This window comes from uncultured Megasphaera sp. (genome assembly GCF_900539295.1).
Lineage (GTDB): Bacteria > Bacillota > Negativicutes > Veillonellales > Megasphaeraceae > Megasphaera.
The window spans coordinates 1-16,318 of the sequence record NZ_UQBH01000038.1 but is presented as its reverse complement, the minus strand read 5'-3'; the positions used below and the strand labels follow the sequence as shown (position 1 = coordinate 16,318).

Sequence of the window (16,318 nt, the reverse complement as noted above, 5' to 3'; positions counted from 1 at the left end):
TAGCGGGTGGATTATCGTTTCGCAGGCGTGGCCTGCTCAACAGGGTAAACCCCATATCAAAAAGATGAACGTGCCCGACAGTACGCTCATCATCATGTACGGCTACTTCATTCCGGGACTGGTCTATTACTTAGACCGGCCCATTGCCACGGGCAACTTCATGGGTGAACTGAACTTTGGCATCCATCACACGGACCGGACGGGCATGTACTATGGCAGCAATGAATTATACGCCCTCTGGAACAGCGATAAGCCGGCGGTCATCGTCGTCGAAAAGAAATACTTGGAAGAAGCCCTGCGCGTCGTCGGAACACCTCCGGCCCGGCGCATCACTGACGAAGACTACACGGTCCTCCTGAACGGCCCTGCTGCCCAGGATGCGGCTCGATAAAGCTACCGGCCGCTCAACACCGAGTCTCTGCATAATCTAAAAAACAAGATACACAAAAAACCAGCACCATGACGACAGACATCGCCATGGTGCTGGTTTTTCCTATAGCTAAAAATCCCGAGATAAAGATTCTATTTCAGTTGTTCTTTGAAAAAATCGGCCACGGCCCGGGCTGCCCCGTCCGTATCGTGACTGAAGGTGTGATCTTCGCCGTCGACGAGATGGAGTTGACCGTTAAAGTAGATGCGCTGATAGCGCTGGCTGTAGGTATAAGGCGCAATGACGTCACCCGTGCCGTGAAGCATGTAGGCCGGTCTCTGGTACTGCGAAGCCGTTTCATAAATGGGAAGGGTCTGGGCCGTTTTAACATAATTGGCACCGACCTGATAATCCCCTACCTGAATGGTTTCCGGCGGGTTGAGGGGATCGTAGTGAAGGCCGAAAAGCTGGCCGCGAATAGCATCTTCCCGCAGAACTGCAGCCGGTGCCATGAGGGCCAGGGCCTTGACCTTCTGTGTCCCCAGTTCGCCGGCCGTCATACTGGCAACGACGCCGCCTTGAGAGTGACCGGCCAGGGCGATTCCCGTCACGCCGGGCAATTTACTGGCATAGTCATAGACGGCTTTGGCGTCTTCTATTTCATTGAGGACGGTCATATCTTGGAACCGGCCTTCACTCTTCCCATGACCGTTAAAATCGAAACGAATAGAGGCAATGCCGTCTTTTTCCAAGTCATCGGCGAGCTTCGTCAAAAGAGGCCGCTCCTTATTAGCCGTAAAGCCGTGCATGATGATGACCAAGGGATATGATGTCTTCCCATCGGGGCGCTGGATGACAGCAGACAATTTCCCGTGGTCGCCGTCAATGGTCACGTCCTGCGACTGGGCCGCACTAAACCCGGTCCCCACGGCGAAGAGACCTACGGTCAATAAAGAAAGTCCCAACATTCGTTTAAAATGACGCATAACAAAACCTCCTAACGATAAGGCTATATAATCTGATTCGATATCACTATTGTATCGCGCTCTTAAAAATATGTCAATAATTACATATTTAAATATAAACTCCCCCAAAAACATGGAATACCGACAACCATCTCCTCGAAGGGAAATTTCTAAAGCAGGCAAATACCCTTACAAAGATACATAAAAAGGAGCCGTCTTGACGATGGCTCCTTTTGCAGTTGAGAATATTGACTTATCTAAAATCCAGGGCTCACTTCTGGCATTTCGGACAGTAATGGGTGCCGCGGCCGTTTAGTTTCACGTATTCAATCGTCGTGCCGCAGACGGTGCACGGCGTCCCTTCACGGCCGTAGACGCGGAGGTTTTCCTGATTCTGCCCTTCCTTGCCGTTGCCGCTGATGAAGTTCCGTATCGTCGTGCCTCCGTGTGCGAGGCCTTCCTGCAGGACAGCCACAATGGCATCGTGGAGCTTTACCGCTTCCTTCTTCGTGACCTTATGGGCCCGGCGAACGGGACGGATGCCGGCGCGGAACAAGGCCTCATCGACGTAAATATTGCCGATGCCGGCAACCTTTGTCTGATCGAGGAGGACCGTTTTAACAGGCCTCGTCGTCCCTTTTAAAAGCTTGTACAGTCCCTCTGCCGTAAAGGCCGGACTGATGGCGTCGGGGCCGAGGTTATCATAGCCCTTTATCCCCGTCGGTCCCTCTGTCGGCACCAGCCACAGGCAGCCCAGGGTGCGGATATCTCGATACAGGAGTCGCCCTTCGCTAAGAGAAAAAACGATATGGACGGCCCGTCCGGCATATTCGCCGGGCTGATCTTCATAGAGGAGGCTGCCCGTCATCCGCAGATGTACCAAGATTGACGACGGACCGCTGCAGCGGAGAAAGAGGTATTTGCCGCGGCGAATCACGCCTTCCATGGTCGTTCCGGTCAAGGCCGAAACGAAATTTTCTGCCGTCGTATTGCGGATGAGCCGCGGCAGGGATACGTCGATGGCGGTGATGACCTTATGCTGCACCCTTTTTTCGATAAAGGCCCGTATCGTTTCTACTTCAGGCAATTCAGGCATGGTCTCACCTACTTCGCTTCTTCCCAGTTGGCCCCGCTGTGAATATCGACGACGAGGGGAACGGAAAGGTCGACGATGTGTTCCATCGTGTCTTTTAATAAGGTTTCGATTTCATCCTTTTCCCCAGCCGGAACTTCTAAAACCAGTTCGTCATGGACCTGGACTAAGAGTCTGCTCTTCAGCTTCCGTTTTTCGATTTCCTCCTGAACGGCGTTCATGGCCAATTTGATGATGTCGGCGGCACTGCCCTGAATAGGCGTATTCATGGCCGTCCGTTCGGCAAAGGAACGGCGCGTGAAGTTCTTGCTGTTGATTTCCGGCAAAGCCCGGCGGCGGCCGAACATGGTGACGGCCATGCCGCTCTGTTTAGCCGATTCAATGAGGCCGTTCATATAATCGTGAATCGTGCTGTAGCGGGCAAAATAGGAATCGATATAGTCCTTGGCTTTTTGGCGGGAAATAGAGATGTTGCGGGCCAGACCGAAGTCACTGATGCCGTAAATGATGCCGAAGTTGACGGCCTTGGCATGAGACCGAGCTTCCGGCGTAACTTCATCCCAAGGAATGCCGAAGACTTCTGACGCCGTCCGGCGGTGGATATCCTGCCCTTTTTGGAAACCGTCGATCATGGTCGGGTCCTGGGACAGATGTGCCAAGAGGCGCAGTTCAATCTGCGAATAGTCGCCCGATACGATGTAGTCATAGCCCTTGCCGGGAATGAAGATGGACCGTATCTTGCGGCCCTGTTCGGTCCGGATAGGGATATTCTGCAAGTTGGGATCGGAGCTGCTGAGGCGCCCCGTCGACGTCACCATTTGGTTAAAATGGGTGTGGATGCGGCCCGTTTCCGGCGAAATGAGCGGTTCCAATCCGTCGAGATAGGTCGAGATGAGCTTCTTCAAAGCCCGGAAGCGGAGGATCTTATCGATCATCGGGTGCTGATCCATCAGGGCATCGAGGACCGAGCTGTCCGTAGAATAACCGGTCTTGGTCTTTTTTATGACCGGCAGCTTCAATTTTTCAAAGAGGATGACGCCCAGCTGTTTCGGCGAACTGATGTTAAAGGTTTCCCCGGCGTCGTCGTAAATTTCTTCTTCCAAGGCATCGGCCTGGGTCGATAACTCGCTCTTCATAGCCATGAGCCGTTCCGTATCGACGGTAAAGCCGTTCATTTCCATGATTGCCAGGGTGCGGACCAACGGCTCTTCGATGGAAACATAAAGGTCATTCAAAGACGCTTCGTTCAGCTGGGTTTCAACTTTCGGCCAAACGGCAAGGGCAAAGGCAGCATCGCTGATGAGCCGCTGTACATCGTCGTCGGCCGGTTCCTGAAGGCTGACGTCGAAGGTTTCTGAAATATAGGTCAGGCCGTAAGACGTCCGCGTCGGATCCAACAGATAGGCTGCCAAGATGATGTCCTTTAAGGGCAGGCGTCCCGAAGACACAGCCGAAACTGCTTTGGTGAGGTTCTTGCCGTCAGCCGTAATGACAGCTTTGGCGTCAGGCAAAGCTGCGAGGTAGGCTTTATAGTCTTTTTCAGGAACGGTAAAGGCCCCTTCTTCCGTTGCCATGGCAAGTCCCGTAATGCCGGGAACGGGCTGATGATCATCGAATTCGGCAGCGACGGCAACGGTCTTCCCTTTCAGGCTGTCTGCCGACGGAGCCTCGACGGTCGTGACGGCGGCTTCTTCGGACTCACTTCCATTATCGAGATGAGAAAAACGGTCAAAGGCGGCAAAGCGTTCCAAGAGATTGCGGAAGCCCAGGCTCTTAAAGAGCTCGGCGACATCGGCCTGGCGAGGCTGAGGCTGAAACTGATCGATCGTATACGAGAGTTCGAGGTCGCAGCGAATGGTCGCCAAATCTTTGGACAACAGGGCCTTATCCTTGTTATCCGCCAGTTTTTCTTGAAGCTTTTTTCCTTTTACATCGTCTAAGTGTTCGTAGACGCCGGCGACACTGCCGAATTGGGAAATCAGCTTCAGGGCCGTCTTTTCGCCGACACCGGGAACACCGGGGATGTTGTCGGCCGTATCGCCCATGAGGGCCTTCATTTCGATGACCTGATCCGGCGTATAGCCGTATTCCGCTTCCATGACAGCCGGTGTGACGGCCAACATCTGGGTAATCCCCTTCTTGGTCAGGTAAACCGTAACGTCGTCGGTGACCAGCTGGAGGGCGTCGCGGTCACCGGTAACGACGTCGACGGCATAGCCTTCAGCCGCCATGTTTTTCGCCAGGGTTCCGATGATGTCGTCCCCTTCATAGCCTTCCTGTTCGAGGACGGAGATGCCCAGGCAGTCGAGGACTTCGCGAATCAAGGCAAATTGAGGCCGCAGATCGTCCGGTGCTTCCTTACGAGTGGCCTTATAGCCGTCGTACAAGTCGTTGCGGAAGGTGTACTTTCCCTTGTCGAAGGCGACGGCGACGTACGCCGGGTCGAGTTCGCTGTAAAGCTTCAATAACATATTCAAAAAACCATAGACGGCATTCGTCGGCCGCCCCTGAGGATCACTCAGATGGGGAATGGCAAAAAAAGCCCGATAGAGCAGGCTGCTGCCGTCGATGATGACGATGTTTTCTTTCATACCCTACGCCCTTTCTGTAATATAATCTAGCGGTGCAAGACGGAGCTGAGAATGCTGTACAGGCAGTAAATGACAAAGATGCCGAGCAGATAGGGCATGGCGACGATGATGAGTCCCAGTGCACCGATGATGACGGCGACGACGCAGAACACGATAACGCCGAGAGCTAATTTTACGCGCCACGACAAACCGCTGGTCACGATATGGATTTGCTGCTGCTGCGCGTCCTGCTGTTCCCGCATCCGTTCCTCATAGAGGGACTGCTGGTCATGGACCGTGCCGTCTTGGTCGATGGTCGGTCCGCTGAAATTATCTCGTTCGCGATCCGAGAGAATTTTGGGATCTTCTGAATTCATAGCATAGTACTCCTTATCCTTAGTAATTTCTGGTTTTCATACGGCGTTCAATATCGCGTTTCGCCTCTTTTTCAGCCAAGGCCTGGCGTTTATCGTACAATTTCTTCCCTGTCGCTAAGGCAACGGTCACTTTGACCTTCCCTTTCTTAAAGTACAGGTTGAGCGGAATGAGGGTGTAGCCCTTTTCCTGAATCTTGCCCAACAGCTTGATGATTTCATACTTGTGGAGCAAGAGCTTGCGCGTCCTCAAGGGATCGTGATTGAAGCGGTTTCCCTGCTCATACGGGCTGATATGCATGCCCAGGAGCAGGGCTTCGCTGTTTTCAATGCGGCAGAAGCTGTCTTTCAAATTGACCTTGCCCTGACGCAGGGATTTTACTTCCGTACCGGTCAGGGCGATACCGGCTTCATACGTTTCATGAATAAAATAATCGTGACGGGCCTTGCGGTTATCCGTAATATATTTCACACCTTTAGTCGGTGATGTTGACACTCGTGATTCCTCCTACTTCTTGCTCTTTTTATTGCGGCGCACTTTGGTATTCTTTCCTTTGCGGACGTTTTTACGGCTGTTTTTCTTATCCTTGCGGATCTTCTTATCTTTCTTTTTATCTTTCTTCGAGCCGCCTGCGCCGTCAAACCAATTGCGCTTGGTCTTTCCTTCTTTGTTGTCGCTGCCGCCTTTACGCTTATGGCGCCGTTCACTGCTGGCAGCCATCAGTTTTTGGACGTCTTCCAGCGATTCATAACGGCCGGGAACGAAGTCGATTTCACCTTTTTCCACATTGACCTGAGCCAGGGTGACTTCCATGGCGTCGCCGAGGCGGTAGACCTTGCCGCCGAACTGTCCCCGCAGGGTATACGAGGCTTCGTCGAATTCATAGGTATCATCGGTCAGCAGGGAGATATGGATCAACCCTTCAATGCCGTTTTCAAGGCCTACAAAGAGGCCGAAGGACGTGATGCCCGTAACGTGGGCTTCAAAAGGCTGGCCGATAAAGGGCAGCATGTACTGGCATTTCTTGAGGTCATCCGTTTCCCGTTCGGCTTCGACGGCAATGCGTTCCCGCGAGCTGGCCTGATTGGCAGCCATGGTGTGGAACGACAAGGACTGCTGCGCTTCTTCTTCACGCAGTTTGCCGCGACGCTGATACTGGCGAATAAGGCGATGGACCATGAGGTCCGGGTAGCGGCGAATCGGCGACGTGAAGTGGGTATAGCAATCCGAAGCCAGGCCGAAGTGACCGGCATTGGCCGTAGCGTATCGGGCCTGCTGCATGGAGCGCAGGGCGATGGTCTGAACAACGGCGGCTTCATCAGTCCCCTTCGTGCTTTCCAAGAGTTTCTGGAAATCGGCCGGTTTAACGTGTTCCGAATCGGGGACGGGCAGGTTGAAGCTGGAAAGGACGGTGCGCATCATGTCCAGCCGTTCCGGTTCGGGAATTTCGTGAATTCGGTAAACCGAAGGATTTTCGCTGTCCCGGAGATAGCAGGACACGGTTTCGTTGGCAATGAGCATGCTTTCTTCAACGATCTGTTCCGCCATGGTCCGTTCCCGTTTTTCTAAGCGAAGGGGCACGCCTTCCGGATCGAGGATGACCTTGTATTCCGGGAAATCGAAGTCGATGGCTCCGCGGCGAAGGCGCATATTCTTTAAGATCGTCGACAGTTCCTGCAAGTCCCGAAGCATGGGCATGAAGGGCTGCAAATCATCGGGGATGATGCCGTCGACGAGGGCTTTGCGGACTTCCACGTAATTACAGCGGCGTTTGACGCGAATGACGGCCGGTCCGATTTCCGATTTGACGACCTTGCCCTTTTCATCGATTTCCATGACGCAGGTCATGGAATAGCGGTCCTCACCGGCATTGAGGCTGCAGATGCCGTTCGACAGGACTTCGGGAAGCATGGGAATGACCCGGTCGACGAGGTAGACACTGGTTCCTCGCTGATAGGCTTCTTCATCGATGGCCGAACGGGGCCGGACGTAGTAGCTGACGTCGGCAATATAGACGCCCAGTCGGAAATGGCCGTTAGGGAGCTTTTCGACGTCGATGGCATCGTCAAGGTCCTTGGCATCTTCGCTGTCGATGGTGATGAGCTGACGGTCACGGTAGTCGCGGCGGCCTTCTTCAAGAACGACGGTCTGATCGATGGCGTCGGCTTCTTTGGTTACTTCTTCCGGAAAAGCAAAGGGCAGGCCGTGACGAGCCATGATAACCTTGATGTCGAGATCGCGGTCGCCGTTATAGCCCAGGACTTCCGTCACTTCCCCTTCAGCCTTGCGGTTTCCCGTCGGCCATTTGGTAATCGTCACCAAGACGCGGGCACTGCTGCGAGCACCGCCCGTTTTATCGAGAGGGATGTAGATATCTTCACGAATCCGTTCATCATCGGGCTTAACAAAGGCACTGTGCTTTTCGAGCTGGAAGGTGCCGACCAGGGTCTGATTGGCCCGTTCGACGATGGAAATGATTTCCCCTTCCTGTTTATGGCGGCCGTTCCCGGCATGGATGATACGGACCGTAACCTTATCGTTGTTCATCGCCGTATTGCGGTTCTGCTCGGAAATGTAGACGTCCTCCGTCAGATCTTCGCTGATGACAAACCCGAAGGTCGGTGTATATCCCTTATAGATACCGGTAATTTCTTGCGGCGTTTTGGCAGCGATGTATCGATCGCCTGTGATTCTCATGAGCTTCTCACTCCTCACCAATTCATCAAATGTTTCAAATACGTCAGCCAGTCTGGCACCGGCAATGCCGAGCTGTTCGGCACAGTCTTCGACGGTCGCCCCTTCGGGGGCCATGGCAGTACATATATTTATTATATCATGAGCCAGCTTTAAATCCATAGTGCTCCTCCCGACATGTCCGCTTATAAAAAAGAGCCGCCGCATATGCGACAGCCCTCATGAGTTTCATTAAAAGGTATGCATCAATCTGCCCAACACGAAGGTACAGACAGCAAACAATACCGACAAGACGATAGTCATTTTGGAAAGCAAGGCATCCATGCCGCGGGCACGACTGCCGAACAGGTCATCGGCACCGCCGCCAAAACCCGCACCCATCCCCTGGGTCTTGCTCTTCTGTGCTACGACAACACCGATGATGAGCAGTGCCAAAATGACAACGATGATTTCTAATGCTGTGATCACGTTAATCCTCCTCACACAATGACGCTAACAGTATTATTGTACACTTATTTAGCCTTTCTATCAATAGCTGATTTCGGCTCTTTCTCAATCTTTTCTGTTTCTTCCTCTTCATTGCGTGTTTCCAGATAGTGTTCCAGCTTGCGCTTTACCCGCTGGAGGGCATTATCGATGGATTTTACATGGCGATGGAGCTCTCGTGACATTTCATTATATGATTTTCCGTCTAAATAAGCCGTCAGGACGTTCCATTCGAGGTCACTGAGGATTTCATTCATCTTCAGCTCGATGTCGTTGAATTCTTCCCGTCCGATGATGAGTTCTTCCGGGTCGCTGACGCGAATGCCTGACAGGATATCCTGCAGGGTCCGGTCGGAATCTTCTTCATAAATCGGCTTATTGAGGGATACATAAGAGTTGAGGGGTATATGTTTCTGCCGCGTTGCCGTCTTGATGGCCGTAATGATCTGGCGAGTAATGCACAATTCGGCAAAGGCCCGAAAGGACGATAATTTATCACCGCGAAAATCCCGCGTCGCCTTATAGAGGCCGATCATCCCTTCCTGGATGATGTCATCCCGATCGGCACCGACGAGAAAATAGGCACGAGCCTTGGATTTCACAAAGTTGCGGTACTTATGGACGATATAATCGGTAGCCTGCCCATCCTTTTCGGATTGGGCAATACTGACGATTTCTTCATCAGTCATGCCTGCAAAGCGGTCATTTCCGGTTGCATGAGACGCTGCCTGCATTATCGACACCTCGCTTATTGGATAGTATTCGCCTGACGCTGGCGCACGACTTCATACATGAGCAGTGCCGCTGCTACGGAGGCGTTTAGAGAATTGACGTGGCCGAACATGGGAATCTGGACCAAGACGTCGCAGGTCTCCTTGACTAAATGGGAAATCCCCCGCCCCTCGCTTCCGATAACGAGGACAACGGGATCGGTCAAAGAGCTGTGGAAGTAATCCGTTTCACCGTCCATGTCGGCGCCGATAACCCAAAACCCCCGTTTTTTGAGTTGTTTCAGCGTCTGGGTAATATTCCCGATTTGCACTAAAGGCAGGTATTCGACGGCTCCGGCCGACGTCTTGCCGACAGTTTCATTAATCGGTGCCGACCGGCGTTTCGGCAGGAGGACGGCATCGGCGCCGGCACATTCGGCAGTCCGGATAATAGCCCCTACGTTGTGGACGTCTTCCAAGCCGTCGAGAAGGACCAAAAAGGGAACCTTCCCCTTTTCATCGGCTGCGATGAGGACGTCCGTCAAATCGGCATATTCCACGGCCTTGGCAAAGGCGATGACCCCTTGGTGACGGTTGTCCGGCGCCAGTCGGTTCAGGACCTTCAGCGGCGCTTCTTCGACGAGGATGTCCTGGTCAGACGCAAGGTCGCGAATCCGCTGCAAGGGCTTCGTTTCATTGCCCGAAGCGACGTATATCTTGGTAATGGACCGGCCGGCCTTCAAGGCCTCGGTAACGCTGTTGCGGCCGATGATAAGTGTATCCGCGCTCATTCCATGCCTCCTCTGGTTTGGCTGCAGTAAGCCTTTGTTTCTTCATAAATCAGTTCCATAATCTCGGCCAGCCGTGTCTCCTGTCCGGCCATGACTAAAAAGCCGACCAGCGCTTCCAGTGCCGTACTGTCGTGGTATTCGGCAACGGTTGCACTTTTAGGCGCCATGGTATGGGCATTGCGAGCTCGTTGACAGACCATTTTTTCTTCTTCTGTCAGACGATCGCGAATCCGGCGGTAGACCCAGGCCTGAGCCTTGGCCGACACGAATTCCGCCGCCAGGCCGTGGAGGACCTGGACCTGGGGAATTCCCGTCTCAACCAGGCGTTTGCGCAGGGTCAGGGCATAATAGGCATCGCCGACAAAAGCCAGGTTGATAGAATCGAGATGGGCTGCATCATTTTCAGGGACATCGAGGCGCTTGCCTTCGGCAAAGGCCTGATAAGCCCGTTTTTTTAAAGCTTGGAGTTGTTTGAATTTCACTTTTTCCAGCGCGCTCCCTGGGGAGAATCTTCGATGGTAATGCCGAGAGCTGCCAGCTTGTTGCGGATGGCATCAGCCAGGGCAAACTGCTTCTGAACGCGGCATTCCTGACGGACGTCGAGGATGACCTGCATCAAATCGTCGTAGTCCTTGCTGCTGGCATTGGCTTTCTGCCCTTCCCAGCGTTCTTCAAGGATACCGAGGATGTCCGTAAAGGTCTTGAAGATTCGTTTGACTTCGGACACGACCGAAGAGTCGACGGGAACGTCGTTGGTGACGACGGCATTTTTATAGATGTTGACGTTCTTGGCCAAGTCGAACATGGCAGCACTGGCCAGAGCCGTGTTGAAATCGTCGCACATAGCCGTTTCAAAGTCATCTTCGTCTTTCTTGGCAGCTGCCAAAAGCTGTTCCGCTTCTGGAGACTTGCTGCCGGCCGGCATTTCAAGGAGTTCCAAGACGTTGTCGATGGCCGTTCCCAAGCGATCCAGGCTGCGCGTCATTTCGTCCAACCGTTCATCGCTGAAGTCCAAGGGGCTGCGATAGTGGTTGGAAATGAGGAAGAAACGAAGAGCGTCAGGGCTGTAATGAGCCAGGACGTCTTTGACTAAGAAGAAGTTATTCAAGGACTTGCTCATTTTTTCAGAGTTAATGGTAATGAAGCCGTTATGCAGCCAGTATTTAACCATCGGTTTCTTACCCGTAAAGGCTTCGGACTGGGCAATTTCATTTTCATGGTGCGGGAAAATGAGGTCGCTGCCGCCGCCGTGGAAGTCAAAGGTATCGCCGAGGTATTTATGGCTCATAGCCGAGCATTCGATATGCCAGCCCGGGCGGCCTTTCCCCCAGGGGCTGTCCCATGCCGGTTCACCCGGTTTAGCGCCCTTCCAGAGGGCAAAGTCCATGGGATTATGCTTGCGGTCGTCGACGTCGACGCGGGCGCCGGCTTCCATGTCGTCCAGGCTGCGGCCGCTCAGTTCACCGTAGTCGTCGAATTTTTCGACGCTGTAATAGACGTCATTGTCGATGACGTAAGCGTCGCCCTTGTCGACCAGGCCCTGTACCATTTCGATGATGTCATCCATGTGTTCCGAAACACGGGGATAGCGGTCAGCCCGACGGATGTGGAGTTTGTCCATGACATCGAAGTAAGCCGCAATGTAGCGGTTGGAAATCGTATCCCAGCTGACGCCTTCACCGTTGGCAGCATTGATGATCTTGTCATCGACGTCGGTAAAGTTCTGGATATGCGTGACTTCATAGCCGAGGTGTTCCAAGTAACGCTGGATGACGTCCCAAGTTACGAAAGGACGGGCATTCCCCATGTGGGAATGGTTATACGGCGTAATACCACAAACATACATCTTGACCTGGCCCGGTGTGACGGGAACGAAGGTCTCCTTTTTACGAGTCAGCGTATTGTATACTTTCAGTTCTCTCATACTGTTTCCCCCCTGAAAAAATAAACCAAAAAAGCCACCATCCCTTATGACAGAGACGGTGGCCCGCGGTTCCACTCTGTTTTTACGGCACAGCCGTAATCTTTGCTGCGCAGTAACGGGCGCACCCGGACCGGATTACTCCATTCACCCGGCCTGCTCACAAAGGCAGCATTGCAGTCTTATGACCTGAAAAAGCTCTCAGCCACGGCTTTTTCTCTCTGGCGGATGCCACTGCAACTCATTTTGCTCATCGCAGATGCGTATTCAAACATACTATTTGATACATGTTATTAATTAATATGTACGTATATAGTACCTAATAATCAGTTATCTGTCAAGAGACAATCATTATTTATTGTCAAGGCTTGCATTCAGGCGATTCAAAACTTTATCGCGGCCCATGAGGGCGACGATGACGTTCAAATCGGGGCCGTGCATGACGCCGGTAATGGCCACGCGGATTGGCATGTAGACAAATTTCCCTTTTACTTTGAGACCCTTTTGAATCTTTTTGAATAAGGGCTGTACCGTATCGGGCGTGACTTCGTCGAGGGCCTTCAGTTCGTCGCGGAACATGGAGAGAACTGCCGGTGCTGTTTCTTCAGCAAGGACAGCTGCCGTTTCTTCGTTTTCCGGAGCAAAGTCTTCCGTAAAGAAGACCTTGGCGGCGTCGACGATCTGAGCCCCGTACTGAACGTGTTCACGCATGGCAGCGCAGACGGCTTTGAGCCAAGCGGCTTCGGCACTGTCCGGGTTTTCACTGGCATAACCGGCCTTTTGGAGATGGGGCAGGCACAGGGTGTAGAGCGCATCTTCATCGAGTTCTTTCATGTAATGGAAGTTGATCCAGTTCAACTTTTCAATGTCAAAGACGGCCGGATTCTTAGCGACGCGGCTCAAGGAGAACTGTTCATTCAATTCGTCGCGGCTGAAGATTTCCTGATCGCTGTCCGGCGTCCAGCCGAGGAGAGCCAGGAAGTTTACCAGGGCATCGGGAAGATAGCCCATGTCGCGGTACTGCTGAACCGAGGTGGCGCCGTGACGCTTACTCATCTTCTTCTTGTCCGCGCCGAGGATCAGCGATACGTGAGCAAACTGCGGTGCATCGAAGCCCAAGGCCTTGTAAATGACGAGCTGCCGCGGCGTGTTGGACAGATGTTCTTCCGCACGGATGACGTGAGTGATGTGCATCAAGGCATCGTCGAGGACGACGCAGTAGTTGTAGACCGGAATGCCGTCCGATTTGACGATGACGAAGTCGCCGACGTTATTGGAGTCGAAGGATACGTGGCCCCGGACCAGGTCGTCGAGTTCAATCATTTCATTTTTCGGCGTCTTAATGCGGATGACGTGGGGACGGCCTTCTTTTAAGTACTGTTCGACCGTTTCTTTCGGAAGATCGGCGCATTTTCCCGAGTATACCGGCGTTTCGCCTTTGGCAAGCTGAGCATTTTTTTCAGCTTCCAGTTCTTCCGGCGTGCAGAAACAGTAGTAGGCTTTGCCTTCGGCCAAGAGCTTGTCCGTATATTTCTGATAAATGTCCAGGCGTTCGGTCTGGCGGTACGGGCCGTCGGATCCGCCGACATCGATACCTTCATCCCAGGTAATGCCCAGCCATTTCAAAGCTTCTTTAATATTTTCTTCCGATTCGGACGTCGAACGTTTGCGGTCCGTATCTTCGATGCGGACGACGAACTTGCCGCCCGTGTGTTTGGCGACAAGGTAGTTGAACAGTGCCGAACGGGCGCCGCCGATGTGGAACGGTCCCGTCGGGCTCGGAGCAAAACGAACGCGTACTTCCTGTGACATAAAAAATTCCTCCTAAATGCGTACTTACTATTATTGATAGCTTAGGATCATGGCAGCCGCCTGGGCAGCCATGCCCTCTTCCCGGCCGACGAAGCCTAAGGTTTCGGTCGTCGTCGCCTTGACGGAGACGGCCGACTTAGAAATTCGCAGGGCCTCGGCAATATTTTCAATCATCTGCGGCACAAAAGGTTTGACCTTCGGCTGCTGTGCCAACAAGGTCACGTCAAGATTGACGATGCGGCAGCACTTTTCCTGTAAGAGATGGCGGACTTTTGACAACAAAACTAAGCTGGAAATGTCTTTAAAGTTTTGATCCGTATCGGGGAAATAGGTCCCGATATCACGAAGACCTGCCGCTCCCAACAGGGCGTCCATGACGGCGTGAATGAGGACGTCGGCATCAGAATGACCCTCGAGGCCGCGGTCAAAGGGGATCTCGACGCCGCCGAGAATGAGCTTCCGCCCTTTTACTAAACGGTGGACGTCATAGCCCGTGCCGATGCGCTGAACCTCCCGCCCTTTCAGATATAGGGACAGGATGGGAATGTCGTCGCGCGTCGTCACTTTGCGATTCTTATCACTGCCTTCGAGGATGACGACGGGAACGCCCATGGCCTCGACGAGGGCGGCATCATCCGTCGCCTTAAGGCCTTTCAGCCGCGCCTGTTTATGGGCTTCCATCAGTAAGTCACGATGGAAAATCTGCGGTGTCTGGGCCGCCACCAAACGACTGCGGTTCAGCGTATGCAGGCGGCCGTCTTCGCCGCGGACCTTGACCGTATCCTTTAAAGGAATGCCGTAAATCGCCGCCCGGGCCGTCTCCATCATGACCGCCCCCTGATCATACCAATCGGGAGGCGCAAAGGGACGGGCTCCGTCGTGAACCATGACGACGTCCATATCGGGACTAGCGGCAAGTAATCCATTATACACCGAATCTTCCCGTTCAGCCCCTCCAAAGGTATAGCGAACGGGCTGGATAGGATGGAGATCATCGACAATACGGCGGATTTCCTTGGTATCGATGCGGGAATGGACGATGACCACTTCATGAACCGAGCGGGCAGCGAAGATGTTCCTCAGGGTATGGGTCAGCACCGGTTCGCCGCACAGCGGATAAAAGAGCTTATTCCGCTCGTAACCGAAGCGGCTCCCTGTGCCGGCCGCTACCACGATGACAGATACTTTCACACATTTCACCTACTCATTTGCGATTTTAACGAATATCATGCGCCCGGCCGACGTCTGCAGGACAGACGTGACCGTAACCGGCATAGTAGAGCCGATATATTTCTGGCCGTCTTCGACGACGATCATCGTTCCGTCATCGAGGTAGGCAACACCTTGGTTTTCTTCCTTCCCGGCCTTGACGATGAGGACATTCATCTGCTCACCGGGAACGCGGGCCGGCTTTAAAGCATTAGCTAAATCGTTGATATTGAGGACAGCTACGCCCTGCAGACCGGCGACCTTGTTCAGGTTGTAGTCATTGGTGACGACCTTGGCATTGATCTTGCGGCCCAGGCGGACGAGCTTGGAGTCGACGCCCTGGACGTCGTCAAAATTGTCATTGATGATGCGAACCTCGACGTAGTTATCTTCCTGCATCTGCTTCAAGATATCGAGGCCGCGGCGGCCCTTATTCCGCTTCAGCAGATCCGACGAATCGGCAATGAGCTGAAGTTCTTCCAAGACGAATACGGGAACCAGCAGCGGGCCTTCGAGAAAACCGGTGCTGCAGATTTCGGCAATGCGGCCGTCGATGATGGCGCTCGTATCGAGGAGTTTCCCGGAAAATTCCGGTTCCCTGCGCTTGCTGTGCTCCTTGTTAGGCCTGCCCAGGCGCAAGTTCCCCACGAGGGCGATGATTTCACTCTTCTTGCGGACGGCAATGCTCATGCCGGCGTACCCAAAGACGATATTGAATACGATCGGTCCGTAAGCGCCAATAATCGGCAGTCGAGCGAAGGCCAATCCAATTAAATTTGCAATAATAAGTCCAAAAAGCAAACCTAACGTCCCGACAATGATATCCTGGCTTTCAAAATCGTTGAGTCCTAATTCGATACGATGAATGGCAGCCCAAATAAGGCGCAGCGCAAAAGGCGAAATGCCATAGCCTACGAGAGCACCGAGAATGATGCCGATGATGTAGGTCATGACGGCCATGATGGTCGTTCCAAAAATGCTGCCGTGGAAAAATTCACCTTCAATTTCCGCACTGATAAAAGGAGTCCCGATGAGCTGATCGGCAATCATGACAAAAATGACCACCATGATCAGCATGATGACGCCCTTCATGATATTATCAGCTACAATGCGGGCGTTAAATTTCTTCGATTTCCGTCCTTTATAGTCCGAACTCGTTTTATCTTCCATAACGTAAAAGACACCTCTCTCTCCACATCTCATTGTAACTGTACTAGTTTACCACATTTCCGGGCAATGTACCACAATTGCCCCGTAAAGTTTTTTGGGTTGATTGTATAATGAATTCGGACATATAAAAAGAGACACAAACGGAGATCTCT

Annotated in this window: 14 protein-coding genes and 1 pseudogene; 1 reads left to right on the top strand and 14 read right to left on the bottom strand. The window is 52.9% G+C overall.

Going from position 1 to position 16,318, the window contains the following annotated elements; translation table 11 throughout:
• Window positions 1–391, top strand: a pseudogene (locus tag QZQ46_RS10145) (hypothetical protein); the annotation flags it as partial.
• A gap of 131 nt (window positions 392–522) precedes the next feature.
• Here the strand turns inward: QZQ46_RS10145 and QZQ46_RS10140 are convergent.
• The 14 genes from QZQ46_RS10140 to QZQ46_RS10075 form a co-directional block, all read right to left on the bottom strand.
• Entirely contained in the window at window positions 523–1,356 is an 834-nt protein-coding gene (locus QZQ46_RS10140) for an alpha/beta hydrolase (protein WP_296829579.1), read from the bottom strand.
• A 250-nt stretch (window positions 1,357–1,606) separates the two neighbouring features.
• Window positions 1,607–2,431, bottom strand: coding sequence for a bifunctional DNA-formamidopyrimidine glycosylase/DNA-(apurinic or apyrimidinic site) lyase (gene mutM / locus QZQ46_RS10135; RefSeq protein WP_296829575.1), 825 nt, complete (start codon window positions 2,429–2,431; stop codon window positions 1,607–1,609).
• Window positions 2,432–2,439: 8 nt separating this feature from the next.
• Window positions 2,440–5,019 carry a DNA polymerase I gene (gene polA, locus QZQ46_RS10130; protein WP_296829571.1) on the bottom strand — a complete coding sequence of 860 codons (2,580 nt, stop codon included), beginning with the start codon at window positions 5,017–5,019 and terminating at the stop codon, window positions 2,440–2,442.
• A 26-nt stretch (window positions 5,020–5,045) separates the two neighbouring features.
• Window positions 5,046–5,375 carry a hypothetical protein gene (locus QZQ46_RS10125; RefSeq protein ID WP_296829567.1) on the bottom strand — a complete coding sequence of 110 codons (330 nt, stop codon included), beginning with the start codon at window positions 5,373–5,375 and terminating at the stop codon, window positions 5,046–5,048.
• Between the two features lie 19 nt (window positions 5,376–5,394).
• Entirely contained in the window at window positions 5,395–5,868 is a 474-nt protein-coding gene (gene smpB, locus QZQ46_RS10120) for an SsrA-binding protein SmpB (RefSeq protein WP_296829564.1), read from the bottom strand.
• A gap of 12 nt (window positions 5,869–5,880) precedes the next feature.
• Window positions 5,881–8,229 (bottom strand): ribonuclease R, encoded by a 2,349-nt coding sequence (gene rnr, locus QZQ46_RS10115; protein WP_296829561.1) that lies wholly within the window; start codon window positions 8,227–8,229, stop codon window positions 5,881–5,883.
• Between the two features lie 69 nt (window positions 8,230–8,298).
• A complete protein-coding gene (gene secG, locus QZQ46_RS10110; RefSeq protein WP_296829558.1) occupies window positions 8,299–8,535 on the bottom strand; it encodes a preprotein translocase subunit SecG in 237 nt (78 codons plus the stop codon).
• 44 nt (window positions 8,536–8,579) lie between these two features.
• Window positions 8,580–9,287: an RNA polymerase sporulation sigma factor SigH gene (gene sigH / locus QZQ46_RS10105; protein ID WP_296829555.1), complete on the bottom strand. Its 708-nt coding sequence runs from the start codon at window positions 9,285–9,287 to the stop codon at window positions 8,580–8,582.
• A 14-nt stretch (window positions 9,288–9,301) separates the two neighbouring features.
• Window positions 9,302–10,054, bottom strand: a complete 753-nt coding sequence (gene rlmB, locus QZQ46_RS10100) for a 23S rRNA (guanosine(2251)-2'-O)-methyltransferase RlmB (protein WP_296829552.1) — start codon at window positions 10,052–10,054, stop codon at window positions 9,302–9,304.
• Complete coding sequence (locus QZQ46_RS10095) at window positions 10,051–10,536, bottom strand: Mini-ribonuclease 3 (RefSeq protein ID WP_296829549.1); 486 nt, start codon at window positions 10,534–10,536, stop codon at window positions 10,051–10,053. Before QZQ46_RS10095 ends, rlmB begins: the two co-directional genes overlap by 4 nt.
• Window positions 10,533–11,978, bottom strand: coding sequence for a cysteine--tRNA ligase (cysS, locus tag QZQ46_RS10090; RefSeq protein WP_296829546.1), 1,446 nt, complete (start codon window positions 11,976–11,978; stop codon window positions 10,533–10,535). The genes QZQ46_RS10095 and cysS overlap by 4 nt, the downstream gene beginning before the upstream one ends.
• Window positions 11,979–12,326: 348 nt before the next feature.
• Window positions 12,327–13,787 (bottom strand): glutamate--tRNA ligase, encoded by a 1,461-nt coding sequence (gene gltX / locus QZQ46_RS10085; protein ID WP_296829543.1) that lies wholly within the window; start codon window positions 13,785–13,787, stop codon window positions 12,327–12,329.
• Window positions 13,788–13,817: 30 nt separating this feature from the next.
• Window positions 13,818–14,978: a 2-C-methyl-D-erythritol 4-phosphate cytidylyltransferase gene (gene ispD, locus QZQ46_RS10080; protein ID WP_296829539.1), complete on the bottom strand. Its 1,161-nt coding sequence runs from the start codon at window positions 14,976–14,978 to the stop codon at window positions 13,818–13,820.
• Window positions 14,979–14,987: 9 nt separating this feature from the next.
• Complete coding sequence (locus QZQ46_RS10075) at window positions 14,988–16,166, bottom strand: PIN/TRAM domain-containing protein (protein WP_296829537.1); 1,179 nt, start codon at window positions 16,164–16,166, stop codon at window positions 14,988–14,990.
• Between the last annotated feature and the right edge of the window lie 152 nt (window positions 16,167–16,318).

Coding starts and splice junctions, on each gene's coding strand:
- rnr (WP_296829561.1), bottom strand. CDS start 8,229: ATGGATTTAAAGCTGGCTCATGATATAATAAATATATGTACTGCCATG.
- QZQ46_RS10125 (WP_296829567.1), bottom strand. CDS start 5,375: ATGAATTCAGAAGATCCCAAAATTCTCTCGGATCGCGAACGAGATAAT.
- gltX (WP_296829543.1), bottom strand. CDS start 13,787: ATGTCACAGGAAGTACGCGTTCGTTTTGCTCCGAGCCCGACGGGACCG.
- sigH (WP_296829555.1), bottom strand. CDS start 9,287: ATGCAGGCAGCGTCTCATGCAACCGGAAATGACCGCTTTGCAGGCATG.
- QZQ46_RS10140 (WP_296829579.1), bottom strand. CDS start 1,356: ATGCGTCATTTTAAACGAATGTTGGGACTTTCTTTATTGACCGTAGGT.
- polA (WP_296829571.1), bottom strand. CDS start 5,019: ATGAAAGAAAACATCGTCATCATCGACGGCAGCAGCCTGCTCTATCGG.
- mutM (WP_296829575.1), bottom strand. CDS start 2,431: ATGCCTGAATTGCCTGAAGTAGAAACGATACGGGCCTTTATCGAAAAA.
- QZQ46_RS10075 (WP_296829537.1), bottom strand. CDS start 16,166: ATGGAAGATAAAACGAGTTCGGACTATAAAGGACGGAAATCGAAGAAA.
- cysS (WP_296829546.1), bottom strand. CDS start 11,978: ATGAGAGAACTGAAAGTATACAATACGCTGACTCGTAAAAAGGAGACC.
- rlmB (WP_296829552.1), bottom strand. CDS start 10,054: ATGAGCGCGGATACACTTATCATCGGCCGCAACAGCGTTACCGAGGCC.